This is a genomic window from Mangrovicoccus sp. HB161399, assembly GCF_013184745.1.
Lineage (GTDB): Bacteria > Pseudomonadota > Alphaproteobacteria > Rhodobacterales > Rhodobacteraceae > Mangrovicoccus.
On sequence record NZ_JAATVU010000014.1, the window covers coordinates 48415 to 67370 of the forward strand.

At 69.2% G+C, this 18956-nt stretch carries 23 protein-coding genes; 5 read left to right on the plus strand and 18 right to left on the minus strand.

Annotated features, from left to right (window positions below; genetic code table 11):
• Window position 1 precedes the first annotated feature (1 nt).
• The 6 genes from HCC78_RS10200 to HCC78_RS10225 all read right to left on the minus strand — a co-directional run bounded on the left by HCC78_RS10200 (window position 2) and on the right by HCC78_RS10225 (window position 4312).
• On the minus strand, window positions 2-700 hold the full coding sequence (locus HCC78_RS10200) for a L,D-transpeptidase (RefSeq protein ID WP_172328666.1): 699 nt from the start codon (window positions 698-700) through the stop codon (window positions 2-4).
• A gap of 45 nt (window positions 701-745) precedes the next feature.
• Window positions 746-1090: a hypothetical protein gene (locus HCC78_RS10205; RefSeq protein WP_172328667.1), complete on the minus strand. Its 345-nt coding sequence runs from the start codon at window positions 1088-1090 to the stop codon at window positions 746-748.
• A 13-nt stretch (window positions 1091-1103) separates the two neighbouring features.
• The gene (locus HCC78_RS10210) at window positions 1104-1634 is read right to left on the minus strand and encodes a hypothetical protein (protein ID WP_172328668.1); all 531 of its coding nucleotides are present in this window, start codon (window positions 1632-1634) and stop codon (window positions 1104-1106) included.
• 2 nt (window positions 1635-1636) lie between these two features.
• A complete protein-coding gene (locus HCC78_RS10215; RefSeq protein WP_172328669.1) occupies window positions 1637-2077 on the minus strand; it encodes a glycerophosphodiester phosphodiesterase family protein in 441 nt (146 codons plus the stop codon).
• Window positions 1969-2208 carry a glycerophosphodiester phosphodiesterase family protein gene (locus HCC78_RS34765; protein ID WP_371743804.1) on the minus strand — a complete coding sequence of 80 codons (240 nt, stop codon included), beginning with the start codon at window positions 2206-2208 and terminating at the stop codon, window positions 1969-1971. Before HCC78_RS34765 ends, HCC78_RS10215 begins: the two co-directional genes overlap by 109 nt.
• A gap of 250 nt (window positions 2209-2458) precedes the next feature.
• Window positions 2459-4312 (minus strand): ABC-F family ATP-binding cassette domain-containing protein, encoded by a 1854-nt coding sequence (locus HCC78_RS10225; RefSeq protein ID WP_172328671.1) that lies wholly within the window; start codon window positions 4310-4312, stop codon window positions 2459-2461.
• A 358-nt stretch (window positions 4313-4670) separates the two neighbouring features.
• Here HCC78_RS10225 and ndk point away from each other — a divergent pair, with 358 nt between their 5' ends.
• Both ndk and HCC78_RS10235 read left to right on the plus strand, forming a co-directional pair.
• On the plus strand, window positions 4671-5093 hold the full coding sequence (gene ndk, locus HCC78_RS10230) for a nucleoside-diphosphate kinase (protein ID WP_172328672.1): 423 nt from the start codon (window positions 4671-4673) through the stop codon (window positions 5091-5093).
• Window positions 5094-5203: 110 nt separating this feature from the next.
• Window positions 5204-5629, plus strand: a complete 426-nt coding sequence (locus HCC78_RS10235) for a hypothetical protein (RefSeq protein WP_172328673.1) — start codon at window positions 5204-5206, stop codon at window positions 5627-5629.
• A 6-nt stretch (window positions 5630-5635) separates the two neighbouring features.
• On the opposite strand, the gene HCC78_RS10240 is transcribed toward HCC78_RS10235, so the two are convergent.
• The 8 genes from HCC78_RS10240 to HCC78_RS33645 form a co-directional block, all read right to left on the minus strand.
• Entirely contained in the window at window positions 5636-5977 is a 342-nt protein-coding gene (locus tag HCC78_RS10240; protein WP_172328674.1) for a TfoX/Sxy family DNA transformation protein, read from the minus strand.
• Between the two features lie 60 nt (window positions 5978-6037).
• Window positions 6038-6226 (minus strand): hypothetical protein, encoded by a 189-nt coding sequence (locus HCC78_RS10245; protein ID WP_172328675.1) that lies wholly within the window; start codon window positions 6224-6226, stop codon window positions 6038-6040.
• Between the two features lie 409 nt (window positions 6227-6635).
• Window positions 6636-7628 carry an isopenicillin N synthase family oxygenase gene (locus HCC78_RS10250; RefSeq protein WP_172328676.1) on the minus strand — a complete coding sequence of 331 codons (993 nt, stop codon included), beginning with the start codon at window positions 7626-7628 and terminating at the stop codon, window positions 6636-6638.
• 412 nt (window positions 7629-8040) lie between these two features.
• Complete coding sequence (locus HCC78_RS10255; RefSeq protein WP_172328677.1) at window positions 8041-9036, minus strand: MDR family oxidoreductase; 996 nt, start codon at window positions 9034-9036, stop codon at window positions 8041-8043.
• 72 nt (window positions 9037-9108) lie between these two features.
• Window positions 9109-9600, minus strand: coding sequence for an asparaginase domain-containing protein (locus HCC78_RS10260; RefSeq protein ID WP_172328678.1), 492 nt, complete (start codon window positions 9598-9600; stop codon window positions 9109-9111).
• The gene (locus HCC78_RS10265) at window positions 9597-10538 is read right to left on the minus strand and encodes a nucleoside hydrolase (RefSeq protein WP_172328679.1); all 942 of its coding nucleotides are present in this window, start codon (window positions 10536-10538) and stop codon (window positions 9597-9599) included. The genes HCC78_RS10260 and HCC78_RS10265 overlap by 4 nt, the downstream gene beginning before the upstream one ends.
• Before the next feature lie 159 nt (window positions 10539-10697).
• Window positions 10698-10937 (minus strand): DUF2798 domain-containing protein, encoded by a 240-nt coding sequence (locus tag HCC78_RS10270; RefSeq protein ID WP_172328680.1) that lies wholly within the window; start codon window positions 10935-10937, stop codon window positions 10698-10700.
• Window positions 10938-10940: 3 nt separating this feature from the next.
• The gene (locus tag HCC78_RS33645; RefSeq protein ID WP_172328681.1) at window positions 10941-11252 is read right to left on the minus strand and encodes a putative quinol monooxygenase; all 312 of its coding nucleotides are present in this window, start codon (window positions 11250-11252) and stop codon (window positions 10941-10943) included.
• 103 nt (window positions 11253-11355) lie between these two features.
• On the opposite strand from HCC78_RS33645, the gene HCC78_RS10280 reads away from it, so the two are divergent.
• From HCC78_RS10280 to HCC78_RS10290, 3 genes are all read left to right on the plus strand, one after another.
• Window positions 11356-12276, plus strand: a complete 921-nt coding sequence (locus tag HCC78_RS10280; protein WP_172328682.1) for a LysR family transcriptional regulator — start codon at window positions 11356-11358, stop codon at window positions 12274-12276.
• A gap of 1089 nt (window positions 12277-13365) precedes the next feature.
• Entirely contained in the window at window positions 13366-15183 is a 1818-nt protein-coding gene (locus HCC78_RS10285) for an ABC-F family ATP-binding cassette domain-containing protein (protein ID WP_172328683.1), read from the plus strand.
• Window positions 15184-15296: 113 nt separating this feature from the next.
• A complete protein-coding gene (locus HCC78_RS10290) occupies window positions 15297-15560 on the plus strand; it encodes a hypothetical protein (protein ID WP_172328684.1) in 264 nt (87 codons plus the stop codon).
• Between the two features lie 3 nt (window positions 15561-15563).
• Here the strand turns inward: HCC78_RS10290 and HCC78_RS10295 are convergent, their stop codons facing one another.
• The 4 genes from HCC78_RS10295 to metA are packed head-to-tail and all read right to left on the minus strand — an operon-like array spanning window position 15564 to window position 18954.
• The gene (locus HCC78_RS10295; RefSeq protein WP_172328685.1) at window positions 15564-16178 is read right to left on the minus strand and encodes a TetR/AcrR family transcriptional regulator; all 615 of its coding nucleotides are present in this window, start codon (window positions 16176-16178) and stop codon (window positions 15564-15566) included.
• Entirely contained in the window at window positions 16171-17049 is an 879-nt protein-coding gene (gene ppk2, locus HCC78_RS10300) for a polyphosphate kinase 2 (RefSeq protein WP_172328686.1), read from the minus strand. Before ppk2 ends, HCC78_RS10295 begins: the two co-directional genes overlap by 8 nt.
• The gene (locus HCC78_RS10305; protein ID WP_253949122.1) at window positions 17046-18047 is read right to left on the minus strand and encodes an alpha/beta fold hydrolase; all 1002 of its coding nucleotides are present in this window, start codon (window positions 18045-18047) and stop codon (window positions 17046-17048) included. The genes ppk2 and HCC78_RS10305 overlap by 4 nt, the downstream gene beginning before the upstream one ends.
• Complete coding sequence (metA, locus tag HCC78_RS10310; RefSeq protein WP_172328687.1) at window positions 18037-18954, minus strand: homoserine O-succinyltransferase; 918 nt, start codon at window positions 18952-18954, stop codon at window positions 18037-18039. The genes HCC78_RS10305 and metA overlap by 11 nt, the downstream gene beginning before the upstream one ends.
• Window positions 18955-18956 lie beyond the last annotated feature (2 nt).

An 18956-nucleotide genomic window follows, 5' to 3' on the forward strand; every position in this document is an offset into this window, starting at 1 on the left:
GTCAGTAGACAGGGACGTCGAGGCCGGTCTTGTAGGAGGGCAGAACCACCACGGTGGCATGCGGCGAGACGCGCGTCTGGATGTCGATTGCGTCCTGGTCGAGCATGCGGATGCAGCCCGAGGACACGGCCTTGCCCAGATACTGCGGTTCGCAGCCGCCATGGATGCGGTAGAGCGTGTCCTTGCCGTCCTGGAACAGGTAGAGCGCGCGCGCGCCCAGCGGGTTGCCCGGGCCGCCGTCCATGCCGCCGTTCGCGGCGGAGTAGGGCTCGTATTTCGGCATGCGGGCGATCAGCGTGTCGGGCGGGGTCCAGCGCGGCCAGGAGCGGGTGAACTGCACCACTGCGTCGCCGTCCCATTCGCGGCCCGCAGCGCCGGTGCCGACGCCGTAGCGCAGCGCGTTGCCGTCTTCCTGGATCAGGTGCAGGTAGCCAGCATCCGGATCGACGACGATCGTGCCCTGCTGGTATTCCGGGAAGGGATTGGCCACCACCTGGCGCCAGAGCCGCTGGGGCACCACGCCCTCGGGCACGGCCGGGATGTAGAACTTGTCGTCCACGGGGCCGTAGAAATCCGGAAGCTTGGGGGTCGCCTCGCGGAACTCCGGTGACTGGGCGATCGGCTGGACGGGCTGGGTCTGGGCGCAGGCGGACAGACTCGCGGCCGCGCCCGTGGCGATGAAGGTACGTCGGGTGAGCATTTGGGGGTCTCTCATGAACTGATCTGATGGTCGTGATGCGGCGGATCAGCCACGCCGCGGAGGGTCGAGCAGCCCGGCGGGATCGTGCTTTGCCCAGAGCCTCAGATCGGGATCGGGACGCGGCAGCTGCAGCGCGGGCATTGCCGCGACCGGATCCCGCGCCAGATGGCCGGGATCGAAGCTGCAGGCCGTTCCGGGAAGCCCGGAAATCCGGCAGCGGGTCAGGGTCGAGGCGCTTTTGGGTGCCGACGGCGCACGCGCCTCCACGGCTTCCGCGACGATGGCGCGGAGCGGCCCCGCCTCGGCGGCGCGGACGGCATGCATCCAGGCGCCCCAGGGGAGGAGCGCGATCAGGAGCAGGTGGATGAGCGCGGTGCGAAGCAGCGACATGGCCATGATCATACTACGTCTGGCGCGCCAAGCCAGTTCCCGCAGCGCGGGATGCGCGGACCGTTGCCGTCCTGCCGATCACGAAACAGTGATGCCTCCGGGCGGCACGCCGCAGGCGACCGGATCGCTCCGCGTGGGGACGGCGCCACCTGCGGGCGCTGCCGGTTCTTGCCAGGCGCCGGGCGCTCAGCGCGCCGAGCAGGCCGAGCCCGGCCAGCAGCGCCGGCAGGGCAGCGGGCAGCGGAATGGCCGCGTATTGCCAGACCGCGGCCGCGGCGAGATCGGGATGGTTCGGGAAGATCCCGTCCAGCCCCATGCCGATATGGTCCAGGTACTGCGCCATCGCGCCATCCGGATCCATCGTGGAGAAGGTCCAGGCATGGACCTCCAGCCCCGGCGCATGGGCAGCGGCGATGAATTCCGCGGTCAGGGCGGGGCTGCCCAGCGAGACGCCGGCGCCGCCGGGGATGCCGGACATGCTGGCCAGGTCGGTGAAGGCGCCGGTGACGTAGTCATGCACGCCGAAGGTGCCGCCGCTCTCCATCGCTAGCCGAGCGCGGCGACCGGCACCTCCATGCCCAGGCCGGATTCCGGGCCGACGATCTCGAAGCCGGCGAGATGGTCGAAGGTCCGGATGTAGCTGTTCCGGTCCGCGCCGGTGAAGCCGTGATTGTGCATCGCCTGGACGATGGCGGCGTTCTGCGCGCTGGTGGAGGGCGGCTTGGATTCCGGATGGACGCCGATCGTGGTGCCGTTGGCGGCGTTGTAGCCGTTCACGCGGCCGAGGACTTCCGCGAAGGTCGTGACCTTGTAGGGATCGGCCATCGACGGGACGAAGCCGGGATGGGTCTCCGCGGCGGTGCCGTAGAGCTCGACCGTCAGGGTCTCGATCTCTGCCAGGGTGAAATCTCCCAGGGCATAGCCGCCGTTGCGCGGCGCGAAGAGGTCGTCGACATTGGTGGTGCGCGCCAGGGAGCTGTCATGCATGACGCCAGCTGGCCGTCGGCGGTGGTGCCGACATCCGGCTCGACGATGTTGGCGCCCATCTCGATGGCCAGCTCGTAGCCGCCGAGCGTGTGCTCGGGCAGGTAGCCGGACGCGCAGCAATGGGCGATCACCAACGGCGCGGCACCGCCGAGCGTGTCGAAGCTGGCCGCAAGGGCAGGGGCCGCGGCCGCCGCCGCCAGCGCGGCAAGCGCCAGGCTCTTGGGTGCGATGATCGGGCCTCCGGAGGCAGTTTGTCAAATGCAACTGCCGCCCGTCTAGGACCGCTCTTTGATGGCAAGCTGATGAAAATGTGAAGTTAATGTTGCAGTCCGCGCAGCGGAGCAGCGACTCCCGGGCGCTGGCCGGCGGTGCCGGGAGCGGTCAGCCCCCGGCCGCTTCCAGCTTTTCCTGGGCGTCCATCCACAGCGCCTCGGCGCGGTCGATGCCGTCCATCACCTCGGCATATTTCTTCTGCCAGACGGCGCGGTCCCCGGCGCGGGCGGGCTCGTAGAGCTCGGGATCGGCCAGCTTGGTCGCCAGCTTGTCCTGCATCTCGGTCAGCTTCTCCAGCCGGGATTCGCACTTGCGCACTTCGGAGCGCAGCGCCAGAATCTCGTCGCGCGAGGCGCGCTTGGGCTTCGGCTTCTGCTTTTCCTCGGCGGGCTTGGCCGGGGCGTCGGAGGTCAGCACGAAGGCGCGGTAGGCCTCCAGGTCTTCCTCGTAGGGCGCGACGGCGCCGTCCTTGACCAGCCACAGCCGGTCGGCGACCAGGCTCAGCAGGTGCATGTCGTGGCTGACCAGGATCACCGCGCCGGAATAGCCCGCCAGCGCCTCGACCAGCGCCTCGCGGCTTTCCATGTCGAGGTGGTTGGTCGGCTCGTCGAGGATCAGCATGTGCGGCGCGTCGAGCGTCGCCAGCAGCAGCGACAGCCGCGCCTTCTGCCCGCCCGACAGGCGGCGCACCTCGGTCTCCGCCTGATCGGCCATCAGGCCGAACCCCGCCAGCCGCGCGCGCAGCTTGCCCGGCATCTCGCCCGGACGCTCGCGCTGGAGGTGCTGCAGCGGAGTTTCCTCCGGGACCAGCTCGTCCAGCTGGTGCTGGGCGAAATAGCCGATCCTGAGCTTCGAGGATTTCGCCATCTTGCCGGCCATCGGCTCCAGGCGCCCGGCCAGCATCTTCGACAGGGTCGACTTGCCCTGGCCGTTCTTGCCGAGCAGCGCGATCCGGTCGTCCTGGTCGATCCGCAGGTTCAGCTTGGACAGCACCGCGCGCCCGTCATAGCCGACCGCGCCGCCCTCGATATTGATGATCGGCGGCGACAGCTCGTCGGGCTGCGGGAAGGAGAAGGCGCGGGATTTCGCCTCTTCGGGGGTGGAGATCGTCTCCATCTTCTCCAGCAGCTTCACCCGGCTCTGCGCCTGCTTGGCCTTGGAGGCCTTGGCCTTGAAGCGGTCTACGAAGGCCTGCAGATGGGCGCGGCGCGCCTCCTGCTTCTTGGCTTCGGCGGCCTGCACGGCACGGGCGGCGGCGCGCTGGCGGGCGAAGCTGTCGTAATTGCCCTGCCAGTAGGTCAGCTGGCGGTTTTCCAGATGCAGGATGCCGCCCACCGCGCGGTTCAGCAGCCCGCGGTCGTGCGAGATGATGATGACCGTATGCGGGTACTTGGCCAGGTAGCTTTCCAGCCAGAGCGCGCCCTCGAGGTCGAGATAGTTGGTCGGTTCGTCGAGCAGCAGCAGGTCGGGCTGGGCGAACAGCACGCCCGCGAGCGCCACGCGCATGCGCCAGCCGCCGGAGAAATCCGAGCACGGCATGCGCTGCTGCTCGTCGTCGAAGCCCAGGCCCTTGAGGATGGAGCTGGCGCGGCCCTCGGCCGACCAGGCGTCGATATCGGCAAGCCGCGTCTGCACGTCTGCGATGCGGGCCGGGTCGGTCGCGGTCTCGGCCTCGGCCATCAGCTGGGCGCGTTCGGTATCGGCGGCCAGCACGGTGTCGAGCAGCGAGGTCGCGGAGGCCGGGACCTCCTGCGCCACGCCGCCGATGCGGGAGCGCGAGGGCAGGGAAATGGCGCCGCCTTCCAGCGTCAGCTCGCCCCGGATCAGCCGGAACAGCGTGGTCTTGCCGGTGCCGTTGCGGCCGACGAGACCCACCTTGTGGCCGGTGGGGATGACAGCGGAGGCGTCCTCGATGAGGGGACGGCCTTCGACGGAATAGGAAATGTGCTCGATTTTCAGCATGGCTGGCGCGTATCAAATCCCCAAGGCAACGGCCAGCGTTATCCGCCGTCCCGGAGCGCGGCCGGGCTCTGCCGTCGGATGCGCCCCGCCGTGCCCGCTTTTCCGCCGTATGGTCCTGCCCGCGGCGGTCCCGCGGCAGGACACTGTGCGTCCGGTGCGGCGTGGCGAATGCGACGGCAGGGCGCGGTCCTGCAAGCCGCTGCGGCGACTCATTGCCGGCAGAACGTCAATCTGAGCTTTTCAAGCCGCAAGCGGCATGGTAGCGGCATCGCCAGATTGGCCGGGTTAACGCCCGGCTAACGCTGTTCCGCCGGGCAGAAGGCCGGGCGGGCCGGCAAGAACCTATGAGGACACTGAAATGGCCATCGAGCGCACCCTGTCGATCATCAAGCCCGACGCAACCCGCCGCAACCTGACCGGCAAGATCAACGCCAAGTTCGAGGAAGCAGGCCTGCGCATCGTCGCCCAGAAGCGCATCCACCTGTCGAAAGCCCAGGCCGGCGTTTTCTACGCGGTGCACAAGGACCGTCCGTTCTATGACGAGCTGTGCGACTTCATGGCATCCGAGCCGGTCGTCGTGCAGGTGCTCGAAGGCGAAGGCGCAGTCATGAAGAACCGCGAAGTCATGGGCGCAACCAACCCGGCAGAAGCCGAAGCCGGCACCGTGCGCGCCGAATTCGCTCTGTCGATCGGCGAGAACTCCGTCCACGGCTCCGACGCTCCGGAAACCGCGGCCGTCGAGATCGCGTACTTCTTCTCGGGCCTCGAGCTGGTCGGCTGAGCCGCCTGATCCCGACGGGATGAGAGACAGGGCCGCGCCTCCGGGCGCGGCCTTTTGCCTTTCCGGAGCGTCGCTGCCACACTGCCCGGAGCGCAGCGGAGGCGGCGGCCATGGAGCGGACGGTGATTCACGGGGCCGCAGGGCTGGTCGAAGTCAGCTGCCGGACCGGGCTTGCGCCTGTCCGCGTGGAATTGTCCAGCGAACATGACGAGGGCACGCGGACCCGCGATGCGGTGCTGGCTGCGCTGGACTGGGTGGCGGCGCATGACGTGCGCAACTGGCTGGCCGATGTGTCGCGCCGGTCCCGCGCGCTGACCGCGGCGGATTCAACCTGGGTGAGCGGCCCCGAGTTCCGTTCGGCCGTGCCGGCCTCGCCGCCGCAGAAATTCGTCCTGCTGCCGCCGCTGCCCGGGACCGGCCGGGGCACTGCCTTGGTGGCGCCACGGGAGGCGAACGCCCAGTCGGAATTCCCCAGCCGGGTCAGCGCGCGGGTCTGCGGATCGCTGGCCGAGGCGGAGGCGTTCTTCCGGGCGTGAGCCCGTTCAGCCGCGCTTCGGGATGACGCCGATCTCGTCGAGGATGCGGTCGAGCGCGCGCAGTGCGCCGCGGTCATTGGCTGTCGTCCCGGCCTTGATCCGGTCGAAGCGCTTGCGCAGCGCATCCTTCTCGGCGCCCTTGCAGTCGTTCCACGGACGGCCCTGCAGGCCCATCTCGATCACGTAATAGGCGATGAAATGCGGCTTGGCGCCGTTGGCCAGAAGCCGCGCATAGGCCTCGTCGGTGCCGATTGCGCGCAACTCCTCGGCAGAGCCGATCCCGGCGGCGGCGAAGGCGGCTTCCATCGCCGGGCCCATGTTGCGCAGGGCGGAAATCGGTGTCGGCATCTGTTCCCCATCTGTTCCCGGGCACACCTTGCCGGGACAGCGGCGCCGGGGCAAGCCGCTTCAGAGCCCGCGCTTCTCCTTGTAGAGCGCCCAGGCTTCCTTGATGAGGATGCTCATGAGGGTCAGCACCAGCTTGCGCTCGATTTCCGCGCGGTTGGCGACGACATAGGCCTTGAACTCGTCGAAGGACGAAATTTCGGTCAGGCTGGTATTCTGGTCGACATGGTCGGCAATGAGGGACGAGCTCATTTCTGCGGTTTCCCTGTTCTGTGGCAGGTCAACGGCTCAGCGCGGCCCGGGTTCCCCGGAAGGATCGTCCAGCCCACGCCGCCCATGGCACGGCGAGGGGCTGCAGGCCGGATGGGGCAGGCTCAGATGGCGGCCCAGTCGAAGAAGATCTGCTTGCGGGTTCCGGTCTTGCGGGTCTCGCCGGCGGTCTGCTTCGGCTCCGGGACAACGGTCTTCTGGGTCTGTTTGGTCGGCATCTCTGGTTCCTCCATTGGGTTGCAGCACCGTTATGGCGCGGGATCGGGGAGCCAACGTGACAGGAATGTGGCGGTTCCGGGGCAGTCCGGTAGATTTGCGCTAACAGTGTTTACCTCTGGGTCATCCTGCCGGGCCCGGCGATGCGCGACCGCAGCGCCAAGCCCTTGGGATTTCAGCCCTTGCGCGCCTGCAGCGCCTCGTAATTGGCGCGGATCCGCTCGCCGATGTAATCGGCCGCGGTGATCGCCGGATACTTCTTCTCCGGTCCCTGCAGCACGAAATCGCGGTTGGCCTGGGCGAAGAAGGGCATCGAATAGCGCGGTCCCAGATACTCGTCCTCGCGCGGCATCCGCACCCGGTGCGGGTTCGACAGCAGCCGGTCGTCGGACCAGCGCATCAGCATGTCGCCGATATTGCAGGTGATCAGCCCGGTGACGGGCTCTACCGACGTCCACTCGCCGGCCTCGGCCTCCGATCCCGGCGCGACCTGCAGCCCGCCCTGGCCGGTCTTCTGGTGCAGCAGCGTCAGGCAGTCGAAATCGGTATGCGCGCTGGCCCGCCAGCCCTTGAAGTCCTCGGGCTTGGCATCGGTCATCGGCAGGTAGTGGATCAGCCGCAGCGTCGACTGGTATTCCGGGCTCTCCGGATCATGCGCGCCGGTGAAGAAGCCCTCGGCAAAGCCCAGCTTCAGCGCGAAGCAGTCGAGCACCTTCATCGCGACCTCCCAGTTGGCGCGCTCGAAGGCCAGCATCTTGCTGCGGAAGCCCGGGATCGCCTCCTCTGCGGGCCAGAGATCGGCCATGCGCGGACGGGTGATCTGGTAGCTTTCCTTCTGGTCCGGCGTGCCCGTGGAGGGGCGGACCTGGCTCTTGAACTCCCAGCCCGCATTGGTGCCCGGCCGCAGGGGCAGCGCCGCCTTCTGCGCTTCGGGCAGGGCGAAGAATGCCTCGCAGAGCGCGAAGGCCTCCTCGATCTGCGCCATCGGGATGCCATGGCCGGTGATCTGGAACAGCCCCAGCCCGGTGGCCGCCTGCCACAGCGCCTCGGCGATCTCGTCCTTCCGCGTCTCGTAGCTGCCCAGATCGATCAGCGCGACGTCGCGGGCCTTCTCCTGGCCCTCGCCGCCGATCCGCGCTTCGCGGTTGAGTTCCTGCATGCTGGTCATCAGTCGGTCGTCTCCTGTGCGGAGCAATGACCCGGCCCCGCGGGGCGCCTGACTGCTTCTACTCCGGCCTCTGCCATTTCGTGCCGGGCAAGCGGCGGCGCGCCGTGAAGGGAGGAGGTGTGCGGAGCGCCGCCGCTTAGCCGACACCCCTAATATGCGCGTTCCTGCAGTGCAGCACCAGCGCCTGCCCGCTGCGCCGTGCCCGCCTTTTGCAGCCGCCGCGAAAATTGGCGGAGACGAATCGAATGTGAGTAGAAATTAACCTGTTAACGTCTGTAAACGTCGGAAAACCGTTCTCCGACGAGCGCCAGAAAATTTGTTAAAGAACCGTAAACACATGATTTTTCTCACGATCGCGGCTGGGGGTGCGGGGGCTCCTTTGCGGTGCTGCGCTGCGCATGTCGGCTGCACGTCACGCCAGTTCCGGGGCGACGGCGACCAGAATCCGGCCGCGGACCCGGCCTTCGAGGAAGCGCGGCGCCGCAGCAATTGCCGACTCCAGCGGCAGTTCGCCGGAAACGGTTGACTCGATCAGTGCGGGAGAAAGTTCGGCGGCCAGTTTCGCCCAGGCGGCAAGCCGCGGAGCGGCGGGCGTCTCGACGCTGTTGATCCCGCAGAGCGTGACGCCGCGCAGGATGAAGGGGGCGACGCTGGCAGGGAGGTCCATTGAGGCGGCCAGCCCGCAGGCCGCGACCGCGCCGCCGTATTGGGTGGCGGAGAGCAGGTTCGCGAGGATCGTGCCGCCCACTGTGTCGACGGCACCCGCCCAGCGTTCGCGGGCAAGGGGGCGCGGCTTGCCCTCCAGTTCCGCCCGCCCGAGGATCGCGGCGGCACCGAGGCTGCGCAGGTAATCCGCCTCTTCGCGGCGTCCCGTGACGGCGGTGACCGCATGCCCGCGGCCCGCCAGCAGCGCCAGCGCGATGGAGCCGACGCCCCCGGCAGCGCCGGTGACCGCGACCGGGCCCTTGTCCGGGATCACGCCCGCGCGCGCGAGCGCCTCGACGGCCAGCATGGCGGTGAAGCCGGCCGTGCCGATCGCCATTGCCTGCCGCAGGCCGAGATCGCCGGGCAGGGGCACCAGCCACTCGCCGGGGCAGTGCGCGCGCTCGGCAAGCCCGCCCCAATGCAGCTCTCCCACGCCCCAGCCGGTCACGACCACCCGGTCGCCGGGGCGCCAATCGGGGTGGTTGCTGTCTGCAACCACCCCGGCGAAATCGATGCCGGGCACCATGGGATGGCGGCGCACGACCGGCGCGGCGCCGGTCAGGGCCAGCGCGTCCTTGTAGTTGAGCGTCGACCAGGCGATCTGCACCGCGACCTCGCCCGCTCCGAGCGGCGGCAGCGCGACATCGGCCAGCGCCGCGCGCTGGCCGTTCCCGTCCTTGGTGATCAGGATCGCCCGGGCCATCACGTCCTCCGCGGCTTGCCGCTCCCGGACCGGGCCTCGGCCAGGGGACGGCAAGGGTCAAGGCAGGCGGGATCAGGCGTCGAAGCGCCCGGTCTCGATGTTCTTCTCCAGCTTGGCGGCCGGGAAGACGCGGCCGTTCATCACGCCCCAGACGCCTTCCGGCAGGCACTGCGCCGCGACGATGGCCCCGCCGAGGTTGAAGGCGGCATCGGACCGGCCCAGCGAGTAGGGCCGCATCGCGCCGGTCAGCACCACGGTCTTGCCGGGTATCTTGCCTTCCAGATGGCGCGCAGTCGCGCCCATCGTGCCGGTGCCGTGGGTGACGACGAGCGCGGTCTCATCCGCGTCCTTGCAGGCATCCAGGATCAGGTCCCGCTCGAAATCGGTGAAATGCAGGCTGTCCATCTGCAGCAGTTCCGTCACCGCCGGATGGTGGCAGCGCGCGTTCTGCAGCAGGCCCGGCACCTGGGAATGGCCGTCATCGGGGAAGCTCAGCCCTTCGGTGCGGGTGTCATGCACCTTGTCGAAGGTGCCGCCGGTGAGAATGAGGCGAACTGGGGTCATAGGGTGCCGATCCTTTCGGTCAGTAGCGCATAGTATCCGTCCGCATCCGCGTCGCCCATGAACAGCGCATTCGGCTCCCGGCCCGAGATGCCCCACCAGTCGGCCACGGTCATGCCCATGGTCAGCGGCGAGGTGGTCTCGATCTCGACATTGATGTGGCGGCCCGAGAACAGCTCGGGGCGGATCAGGTACGCGATCACGCAGGGGTCGTGCAAGGGCGCGCCCTCGGAGCCGTATTTCGCCATGTCCCAGCGCTCGAAGAAGCCGGTCCAGGCGGCGACGGCTTCGCCCACGGGGCTGCCGAGATCGCGGAAGGCCTTGTTGCGGGCGGGCGAGGTCAGGACCTTGTGGGTCACGTCCAGCGGCATGACCACGATGGGTACGCCCGCGCCGAAGACGATCGCCGCGGCATGCGGATCGACGGCAATGTTGAATTCGGCCGTCGGCGTGGTGTTGCCGACCTCGAAATAGGCGCCGCCCATCAGCACGATTTCCTGAACCCGCTCGACGATGTCGGGGGCCCGGCGGAAGGCGGTGGCGATGTTGGTCAGCGGCCCGAGCGGGCAGAGCGTCACCGTGCCCGGCGCCTCGGCGCGCAGCGTGTCGATGATGAAATCGACGGCGTGCTGCTCCTGCAGCGGCATCTCCGGGTCGGGCAGCTCGATGCCGTCGAGCCCGGTCTTGCCATGCACGTTCTCGGCGGTCTTCGGCTTCAGCAGCAGCGGCCGGTCGGCCCCGGCAAACACGCGGATGTCCGGCCGTCCGGCCAGTTCGCAGATCTTGCGGGCGTTCAGCTGGGTCAGGGCAAGGGGCACGTTCCCGGCCACGGCGGTGATGCCGAGAACCTCGACATCCGCGGGCGAACCGAGCGCCAGCAGGATGGCCACGGCATCGTCCTGGCCGGGATCGGTGTCGATGATGATCTTGCGGGGTGGCATGGGGGTCTCCGGCGGCTTTTCGGCCACGTTTAAACCCCGATGGCGAATTGTAAACCGCGTATCGGCAATTGCGCGCGTCCCGGTCCCGCGCCCGCAGGCGGGCATGCGCCCCGCGCCTGCGCTGCCGCCCGGACCGGCCGTCCGGGCGATGGATGCGTCTCAGCGAAGGCGCGCAGCGCCGGCGGAAAGCCGCGCGTCGAGCCGGAAGCTCGCCTTCAGCACCAGCGGCCCGAACAGGAAGGAGATCACCGTCGCGGAGGGCCAGGCAACGCGGAAGGCCGCCGCCCAGCGGGCAATGAAATCCGGCACGAAGCCGAGATTCAGCCAAGTGACGAAGAAGGTCATGAGGAAGCTGAGCACCAAGGACATCATGACGGCGAAGATCAGGCGTTGGGACATGGGTTACTCCGATGCGGGGGCGGGAACGGTGCCGAGCGGCGCGAGCTTCTGGACGGAAAGGACCCGCGTGGCGCCGGTTTCCAGCACCTTGCGGGTATGGGCCTGGGCGAAATGGGCCTGCAGGGCCTCGGGCGAGGTCCAGCGTTCCCACAGGGCGAACCTTGACGGGTTTTCCAGGTCCCGGCGGATCTCGAAGGACAGGCAGCCGGGCTCGGCGGCGGTGTCCCGGACCAGCCCGGCAAGCAGGCGCTCGGTCTCGGCAAGGGGCAGGACGCCGGTCGCCTCGATCCGCGCGCTGATGCAATATTCGGTCACGGAGCTTCCTTTCCGGTGGCGGTTGCGACTTGCACCAAAGTAGACATGCCGGAACAGGAATTATATGCTGAAAATTGCACAGTTAAATTCCGGAAATGCAATCATGCTGGATGACATCGCGCTGTTCATCGCGATCGCCGAGACCGGCGGACTGGCAGGCGCGGCGCGGCGCCTGCGCATTCCGCCCGCCACTGTGACGCGGCGCCTGCAGAAGCTGGAGGACCGGCTCGGCTGCCGCCTGTTGCACCGTTCGGCACGGCGGTTTTCGCTGACCGGCGAGGGCGAGGCCTATCTGCGCCGTCTCGGGCCGCTGATGGCGCAGGTCGATCACGAGCTGCGCGAGCTTTCGGCCGACCTGACGCAGATGCGCGGGCCGCTGCGGGTGATGGCGCCCACGAACCTGTCGCTGCATGTGCTGCGGCCGATGTGGTCGGCCTTCGTCACCGACTATCCCGAGGTGGAGCTGGAGCTGCGCCTGTCGAACCGGCTGGAAAACCTGCAGGAAAGCGGCGCGGACATCGCGCTGCGCGTGGGCCCGCAGCCGGATTCCGGCATGACCCGCAAGCGGCTGGGCCTGGCCTGCACGATTGTCACCGGCGCGCCCTCCTATCTGGAGCGCTGCGGCACGCCCCGCGTACCCGCCGACCTGGAGGGCCACCGCATCATCGCCACGGCCTCTGTTCCGCGCTGGCTGCTGCGGCCGGTCGACGGCGGGCGGGAGGCGGCGCCGGCGCTGCAGGCGGCGACGGTGCTCGACGATATCGGGCTGGGCGCGCACATGGCGCAGGCGGGGCTGGGGCTGGCGCTGCTGCCGGTCGGCCAGATCGCCGACGAGATCCGCTCCGGCGCGCTGGTGCATGTGCTGCCCGATTGGCGTGGCCCCGAGCGCGAGATCTTCGCGGTCTGGCCCTCGGGGCGGCTGCTCTCCGAGCGGGCACGGGTGCTGCGCGACTACATGGAGGCGCATATCCGCGCCGAGCCCGCCCTGCAGGGGATGGTGCCGGAAGCCGGACCGGCCAGCTAGCGGCCGGTGCGTTGCAATCCTGTGCTGGTCGGCGGACGGCGCGGAGACGGTCCGGCGCCGGATCGCCGGGCGCTCCGGCAGGACAGGCGGCACCGGCATTCCGTCGGCGGACGGCAGGCATCGAGCATGTCGCGCGGCCGGAGGAGTCTGTCCCGAGCCGTGGCGCATCGGGCCGCGCCCTGCGATGGCCAAGAAGGACCGGCGAACCGGATCGCGCGGCAAGGGCCGCCCAACCAGCGCGTCCGGCGGAACCCCCGGCCGGAGGTGGCGCCAGCGGGCAGGCCGCGGGTGCCGAGCCAGCTGCGCGCGAGGTCGCAGCCCATGTCGGTCCCTGGCAGGACGATGGCTCCCGTCCATGTCCTGCGGCCTCTTGGCGGCCCAGGCAGCCGTCCGGGCTGGAGACGAAGCGGACGGGTCCTCGCTCGCGAGCGGGCCCATGACCCTGGGGACGGGCTACCCTCCAGAGCTTCGCAAGCTCGCAAGTCGGAAAGACGGGGGCAAACCGTTTCGGCCTTCGGCAAGCGGGATTCTCCGCCCCGGTCCGGACAGGAGAGGCGCGGCCCGGCACGCGGTTGCAGAGGCGCCGGTCCTGCCCCGGAGAGCGCCGGAGCAGCCAAGGATCCCTTCCGTTTCCGGCCCTGTTTCCGGCAGGACCGGCCCCTGGCCGGGCCGGTTGCGCTGTATGGCCACGAGGTGGTTGAGGCGGCGTGCCGCCCTGAGGCTGGCGTCCGGCAGGTCCGGTCGCGGGCGGAGCGGTGGGCCGTTGCTCGCGCTGCGCAATCCGGCGCCCGTGCCATCCGATTGAGAGCGGCCCGCAAGGACGGCGGATGAGCGCTTCCCCTCCGGCAGCAGGGGCGGACCGCGCCAGCGCGAGGGCAGGGTGCCGCCCCCAGGAAGGGACGCCAGATGCAGGCCGAACCGCTGCGCAGGCGGCACGGCGGGGAACCGCGCGTCCGGCGTTGCGACCAGTTCCGGCGCTTCCGGCCGCTTTCATCTGCCCGCATGGCCTGCCGGTCTTCGGGCGACAATTGCGGCCCGGGGCACAGGCGCCACCTTGACGGCGGGCGCGGCGCGTCATAGCTCGCCGCCATGGCGCGCGCACCCCTCCTCCAGTTATCCGGCATTTCCCTCACCTTCGGCGGAAACCCCGTCTTCGACGGGCTCGACCTGGTCGTCCAGACCGGCGACCGCGTGGCCCTTGTGGGCCGCAACGGCTCCGGCAAGTCGACCCTGCTGAAGGTCATGGCCGGGATCGTCGAACCCGATCACGGCAGCCGGGTGCTAAGCCCCGGCACGTCCGTGGGCTACATGGAACAGGACCCGGATCTGTCGGGCTTCGCGACGCTGGGCGACTATGCGGCCAGCGCGCTGGACCCGTCCGAGGCCTACAAGGTGGACATGGTCGCCGAGGGCCTGAAATTCGATCCTGCGATGCCGACCTCGACGGCCTCCGGCGGGCAGAAGCGGCGCGCGGCGCTGGCCAAGCTGCTGGCCGAAGCGCCCGAGCTGATGCTGATCGACGAGCCGACCAACCACCTCGACATCGAGGCGATCGGCTGGCTGGAAAAGACCCTGGCCGAGACCCGTGCCGGCTTCGTCCTGATCTCGCACGACCGGGCCTTCCTGAACAACCTGACCCGCGCCACCCTCTGGATCGACCGCGGCGAGGTGCGCCGCTCGGAGCAGGGCTTTGCCCGCTTCGAGGAATGGCGCGACAAGATCTGGGCCGACGAGGACGAGGCGCGCCACAAGCTCGACCGCAAGATCAAGGCCGAGGCCCGCTGGGCGGTCGAGGGCATCTCGGCGCGGCGCAAGCGCAACCAGGGCCGGGTCCGCGCGCTGCAGGCGCTGCGCGAGGAACGTTCGAGCCAGATCAAGCGCCAGGGCACCGCGGCGCTCAGCCTTGCCGACGGGCCGCAATCCGGCAAGCGGGTGATCGAGGCGAAGGGCCTGACGAAAAGCTTCGGCGACAAGCCGATCGTCAGGGAGTTCGACCTGCGCGTGCTGCGCGGCGACCGGGTGGCCATGGTCGGCCCGAACGGCGTCGGCAAGACCACGCTGCTGAAGCTGCTGACCGGAGAGATCGAACCGGATGCGGGCACCGTCCAGCTGGGCACCAACCTGGAAATCGCCGTCTTCGACCAGAACCGCGCGCAGCTCGACCCCGAGGCGACGCTCTGGGACAGCCTGGCGAACGATCCGCAGATGGCTGTCTCGGGCCGGTCGGACCAGGTGATGGTGCGGGGCGTGGCGAAGCATGTTGTGGCCTATCTCAAGGACTTCCTCTTCGACGAGGCGCAGGCGCGTGCGCCGGTCAAGTCGCTTTCGGGCGGCGAGAAGGCGCGGCTGCTGCTCGCGCGGATCATGGCGCGCGAGTCGAACCTGCTGGTGCTGGACGAACCGACCAACGATCTCGATGTCGAGACGCTGGACCTGCTGCAGGACGTGCTGGGCGAATATGACGGCACGGTGATCCTGGTCAGCCACGACCGCGACTTCCTCGACCGCGTGGCGACCACGACGATCGCGATGGAGGGCAATGCCCGCGTCACCGCCTATCCCGGCGGCTGGAGCGACTACCAGGCGCAGAAAGACCCCGCACCGGCGGAGGAAGCGTCCAGGCCCAGGACGGCGAAGCCGGCGCAGGCTGCCGCCGCCGCGCCGAAACCCGCGCCCAAATCCGGCCTCAGCTTCACCGAGAAGCACCGGCTGGAGGAACTGCCGGGGGTGATCGCACGGCTCGAGGCGGAAATCGCCAAGCTCGAGCGGCTGATGGCCGATCCCGAGCTCTTCACACGCGAGCCGGTGAAGTTCCAGAAGGCGACCGAGGCGCTGGTGGCCCGCCAGCAGGCGCTGTCCGGCGCCGAGGAAGAGTGGCTGGAACTCGAGGAAAAGGCCGGCGGCTGATCCCGCCGCCGCCCGTCCGGAAGAATCTGGCGGCAGGCCCGGCGGCATTCACGATCGGTTAAGCTCCCGCTCCTAGCTTGCGCCGCGACTGGACGAGCAGGGAGGATGCGCGCGTGGTGGGACGAAAAGTGCCGGAGGGGGATCTGTCGGCCGAACTCTCCGAGATGACGCTGGGGCTGCGGAATTTCTCTTTCGCGCTTTCGCAGTTCATGCTCGATCCCGAGGCGTTCGACCGGCAGGACATGACCGGCATGATGTTCACCCTGAAATCGCGGGCGGAGACCCTGGCCGAACAGCTGGATGCGGCGGCCTTCCAGTGCCGCGGGCTGGCGGCGCCTTCCGGGACTGCAGCGCGAAGCGGCGCCGCGGGCGCCTGAGCGTCAGTCGGGCGCGATCAGCCCGAGCCCGCGCAGGTAGATGCCGATCCCGGCCTCCAGCAGCTCGGCGGCATCGAAGGGCGCGCGGGTGCCCGGGGCGCCGCGGGCATAGAGTTCCACCACGCCATGGCTCATCGCCCAGATATGCGCGCTGAACATCGCGGCCGGCGGCCGCCGCTCGGGCGGGATGTGCTGGCTGAGCTTCTCGGCCGCCTTTTCCAGCACGCCGCGCGCGCGGGCCGAGGCGGCGGCAAGCTCGGGGGTGCGGTTGACCGAGATGCCGCTCTCGAACATGGCGACGTAATGGCCGGGATATTTCTCGGCGAAGGCCAGATAGGCCCGGCCGGTCGCCTCGAAGGCTGCCACGGCGGAGGGGCGGCCCTCGTCGAAGGCGTAGTCCATCAGGTCGGCGAAGATCTCGTAGCCCTGGCGCGCGGCCTCGGCGATCAGATCCTCGCGGCCCTCGAAATGGCGGTAGACCGCGGCGGGGGTGACCCCGGCGGTCTTGGCGGCTTCCGACAGGGTGAAGCCGGTCGGCCCCTTCTCGGCAATCAGCTTCAGCGCCGCCTCCACCAGCGCCTGGCGGAGGTTGCCGTGATGGTAGCCGCGCTTAGGCATGGAAGAGGGCGGGGCCCCCGCAGATGTCCGGGTCGGGGGCGCGGGCGACCTCTTCGTCGCGGCCCTCGTAGGGGATCTGGTTCAGCACGTGCCGGATCGCCGCGATCCGAGCGCGGCGCTTGTCGTCCGAGCGGATCACCGTCCAGGGCGCCACGACGGTGTCGGTCGCCTCGAAGGTCTCCCGGATCGCGCCGGTGTACTCGTCCCAGAGCTTCAGCCCCTCGACATCGATGCGGCTGAGCTTCCACTGCTTCAGCGGGTCCTGCTCGCGCGCGAGGAAGCGGCGCAGCTGCTCGGGACGGCTGACGGTCAGCCAGAACTTCACCAGATAAATGCCGTCCTCGATCATCGCGGTCTCGAAGCCCGGGCAGAGCCGGAAGAAGCGGGCGCGCTCCTCGGCCGAGCAGAAGCCGAAGACCTTCTCGACCACGCCGCGGTTGTACCAGGAGCGGTCGAACAGCGCGATCTCGCCCGCGGCAGGCAGGTGGGACATGTAGCGCTGCAGGTAGAACTGGGACTTCTCGCGCTCGTTCGGCGCGGGCAGCGCCACGACGCGGGCGACGCGCGGGTTCATGTTCTCGCGGAAGCGCTTGATCGTGCCGCCCTTGCCCGCCGCGTCGCGGCCTTCGAACAGCACGACGACGCGGGTGCCCTGCTGCTGCACATGGGTCTGGAACTTCGCCAGCTCGATCTGGAGCTTGTAGAGTTCCTTCTCGTAGAGCTTGGTCTCCATCCGCTCGGGATAGGGATAGTTGCCTCCGAGGATGTCGTCCTTGCCCGCGCCGGCGATCGCCTTGCGGACGTCCTCCGGAGCTTCCTTCTCGTAGTAGCGGCTGATCTGGCCGCCGAAGGGCAGGTCTTGCTTTGTCATGGCGCCACATTGCCCGAGCCGGAGCCGCTGCGCCAGCCTGCGCGTGCGGCGGCGCGCCGGATCGCGGCGAGCACGGCCTCGGGGGCGGCGTGGTGCGGCATGTGGCCGATGCCGGGCAGCCGCGCGAACTGCGCGCCGGGGATCGCCTCGGCGGAGGGAGCGGAATGGATCTCGAGCGGCACGACGGCATCGTCCGTGCCGTGGACGATCTCCACCGGCAGGCCGAGCGTGGCATAGCGCGGCGCCATCACGGCGAGGTGGGGGCGCAGCGAATTCACCTGCCGGGCATTGTTGCGGAAGGCGCTGCGGCGCAGGCTCAGCCCGGTGCCGATCAGCTTGGCATAGCCCTCGGGCGGCAGCTGCGGCGCGAAGATCGCCTTCAGCGCGCGGCCGACCAGCCAGCGCGGCGCGAAGGCCGAGATCATCGGCACCAGCGTCAGCGCGCCGATGGCGCTGGAGGCGAGCGGATAGAGCGGGCCGAGCCGCCCGGGCCAGGGCTGCGAGGCGGCGGAGATCAGCACCAGCCCGGCGGTGTCCCGCGGCAGCTCCAGCGCCCAGCCGAGCGCGACCGCGCCGCCATAGGACTGGCCCAGCACCAGAGCCGGGCCGAGGTCCAGCCGCGCGACGGCCGCCGCCATCAGCCGGGCCTGTTCCGCCGGAGACGGCGCTTCATTGCGCCAGACAGGCATGTAGCGCCGCGGCAGCCCGGAATGGCCGAGCCCGGGCCGGTCGAAGCGGATCACGGTGAATTCGGGCAGGAGCGCGGGCAGGAGCGGCTCGAAATCGCGCATGTTGCCGCCCGCGCCATGCAGCAGCACCAGCGGCGGCCCGCTGCCCTCGACCTTCATGTGGAGCTGGACGCCGTCGACCGACGCCATCTCGCCCGCGGGCGGATGGGCGGCCTCGGCCCGGTCCTCGCGGCGTTCTGCGGTCAGGTGGATGCCGAAATAGGCCGCGATCTTGGCCGAGGCCATCGCGATGACGACGCTAGCTGCCAATGCGGTCGAGCTCGTAATGGGTGGTCTGGTAGATCTCGTTGATCCAGTTGCCGTAGAGCAGGTGCGCGTGGCTGCGCCAGCGGTTGAGCGGGGTCTTGGACGGATCGTCGTCCGGATAGTAGTTGCCCGGCACGTTGATCGGCGTGCCGCCCGCCACGTCGCGGTCGTATTCCTGCTTCAGCGTGTCCGAGTCGTACTCGAAATGGTTGAAGATGTAGAGCGCCCGATGGCCCGGATCCTCGACCAGGCAGGGGCCGACCTCGTCGCTGCCGAGCAGGATCTTCAGCCCGTCCACGGCCTCGATCTCGTCCTGCTTCATCTCGGTCCAGCGGCTGACCGGGATGACGAAATCATCCGAGAAGCCGCGCAGGTAGGGCGAGGCGGGCGACAGGTTCTGGTGGCGGAAGCAGCCGAAGGCCTTGTGCGGCAGGATGTGCTTCTGCACCCCGTGCAGCGCGTAGATCATCGCCATCCCGCCCCAGCAGACGCCGAAGGTGGAATGCACGTTGGTCTGGGTCCAGGCGAAGACCTCCTTCAGCTCGTCCCAGTAGGTGACCTCATCGAAGGGCAGGTGCTCGACCGGGGCGCCGGTGATGACGAGCCCGTCGAACTTCTCGTGCTTCACCTCCTGGAAGGGGCGGTAGAAGGTCTCCATGTGCTCGGCGGCGGTGTGCTTGGACTGGTGCTCGCTCATGCGGATCAGGTGGAAGTCGATCTGCAGCGGCGTGGCGCCGATCAGCCGGGCGAACTGGATCTCGGTCTGGATCTTCTTCGGCATCAGGTTCAGCAGCCCGATGCGCAGCGGGCGGATGTCCTGGCGGGCCGCGCGGGTGTCGGACATGACCATCACGCCCTCGCGGTCCAGCACGGAATATGCGGGCAGCTCGGCGGGCAGGGTAATGGGCATGT

What these genes read in the sequence shown, in the direction of transcription:
- HCC78_RS10200 (WP_172328666.1), bottom strand. Translation starts at nt 700, where the DNA reads ATGCTCACCCGACGTACCTTCATCGCCACGGGCGCGGCCGCGAGTCTG.
- HCC78_RS10205 (WP_172328667.1), bottom strand. Translation starts at nt 1,090, where the DNA reads ATGTCGCTGCTTCGCACCGCGCTCATCCACCTGCTCCTGATCGCGCTC.
- HCC78_RS10210 (WP_172328668.1), bottom strand. Translation starts at nt 1,634, where the DNA reads ATGGAGAGCGGCGGCACCTTCGGCGTGCATGACTACGTCACCGGCGCC.
- HCC78_RS10215 (WP_172328669.1), bottom strand. Translation starts at nt 2,077, where the DNA reads ATGCATGACAGCTCCCTGGCGCGCACCACCAATGTCGACGACCTCTTC.
- HCC78_RS10225 (WP_172328671.1), bottom strand. Translation starts at nt 4,312, where the DNA reads ATGCTGAAAATCGAGCACATTTCCTATTCCGTCGAAGGCCGTCCCCTC.
- ndk (WP_172328672.1), top strand. Translation starts at nt 4,671, where the DNA reads ATGGCCATCGAGCGCACCCTGTCGATCATCAAGCCCGACGCAACCCGC.
- HCC78_RS10235 (WP_172328673.1), top strand. Translation starts at nt 5,204, where the DNA reads ATGGAGCGGACGGTGATTCACGGGGCCGCAGGGCTGGTCGAAGTCAGC.
- HCC78_RS10240 (WP_172328674.1), bottom strand. Translation starts at nt 5,977, where the DNA reads ATGCCGACACCGATTTCCGCCCTGCGCAACATGGGCCCGGCGATGGAA.
- HCC78_RS10245 (WP_172328675.1), bottom strand. Translation starts at nt 6,226, where the DNA reads ATGAGCTCGTCCCTCATTGCCGACCATGTCGACCAGAATACCAGCCTG.
- HCC78_RS10250 (WP_172328676.1), bottom strand. Translation starts at nt 7,628, where the DNA reads ATGACCAGCATGCAGGAACTCAACCGCGAAGCGCGGATCGGCGGCGAG.
- HCC78_RS10255 (WP_172328677.1), bottom strand. Translation starts at nt 9,036, where the DNA reads ATGGCCCGGGCGATCCTGATCACCAAGGACGGGAACGGCCAGCGCGCG.
- HCC78_RS10260 (WP_172328678.1), bottom strand. Translation starts at nt 9,600, where the DNA reads ATGACCCCAGTTCGCCTCATTCTCACCGGCGGCACCTTCGACAAGGTG.
- HCC78_RS10265 (WP_172328679.1), bottom strand. Translation starts at nt 10,538, where the DNA reads ATGCCACCCCGCAAGATCATCATCGACACCGATCCCGGCCAGGACGAT.
- HCC78_RS10270 (WP_172328680.1), bottom strand. Translation starts at nt 10,937, where the DNA reads ATGTCCCAACGCCTGATCTTCGCCGTCATGATGTCCTTGGTGCTCAGC.
- HCC78_RS10280 (WP_172328682.1), top strand. Translation starts at nt 11,356, where the DNA reads ATGCTGGATGACATCGCGCTGTTCATCGCGATCGCCGAGACCGGCGGA.
- HCC78_RS10285 (WP_172328683.1), top strand. Translation starts at nt 13,366, where the DNA reads ATGGCGCGCGCACCCCTCCTCCAGTTATCCGGCATTTCCCTCACCTTC.
- HCC78_RS10295 (WP_172328685.1), bottom strand. Translation starts at nt 16,178, where the DNA reads ATGCCTAAGCGCGGCTACCATCACGGCAACCTCCGCCAGGCGCTGGTG.
- ppk2 (WP_172328686.1), bottom strand. Translation starts at nt 17,049, where the DNA reads ATGACAAAGCAAGACCTGCCCTTCGGCGGCCAGATCAGCCGCTACTAC.
- metA (WP_172328687.1), bottom strand. Translation starts at nt 18,954, where the DNA reads ATGCCCATTACCCTGCCCGCCGAGCTGCCCGCATATTCCGTGCTGGAC.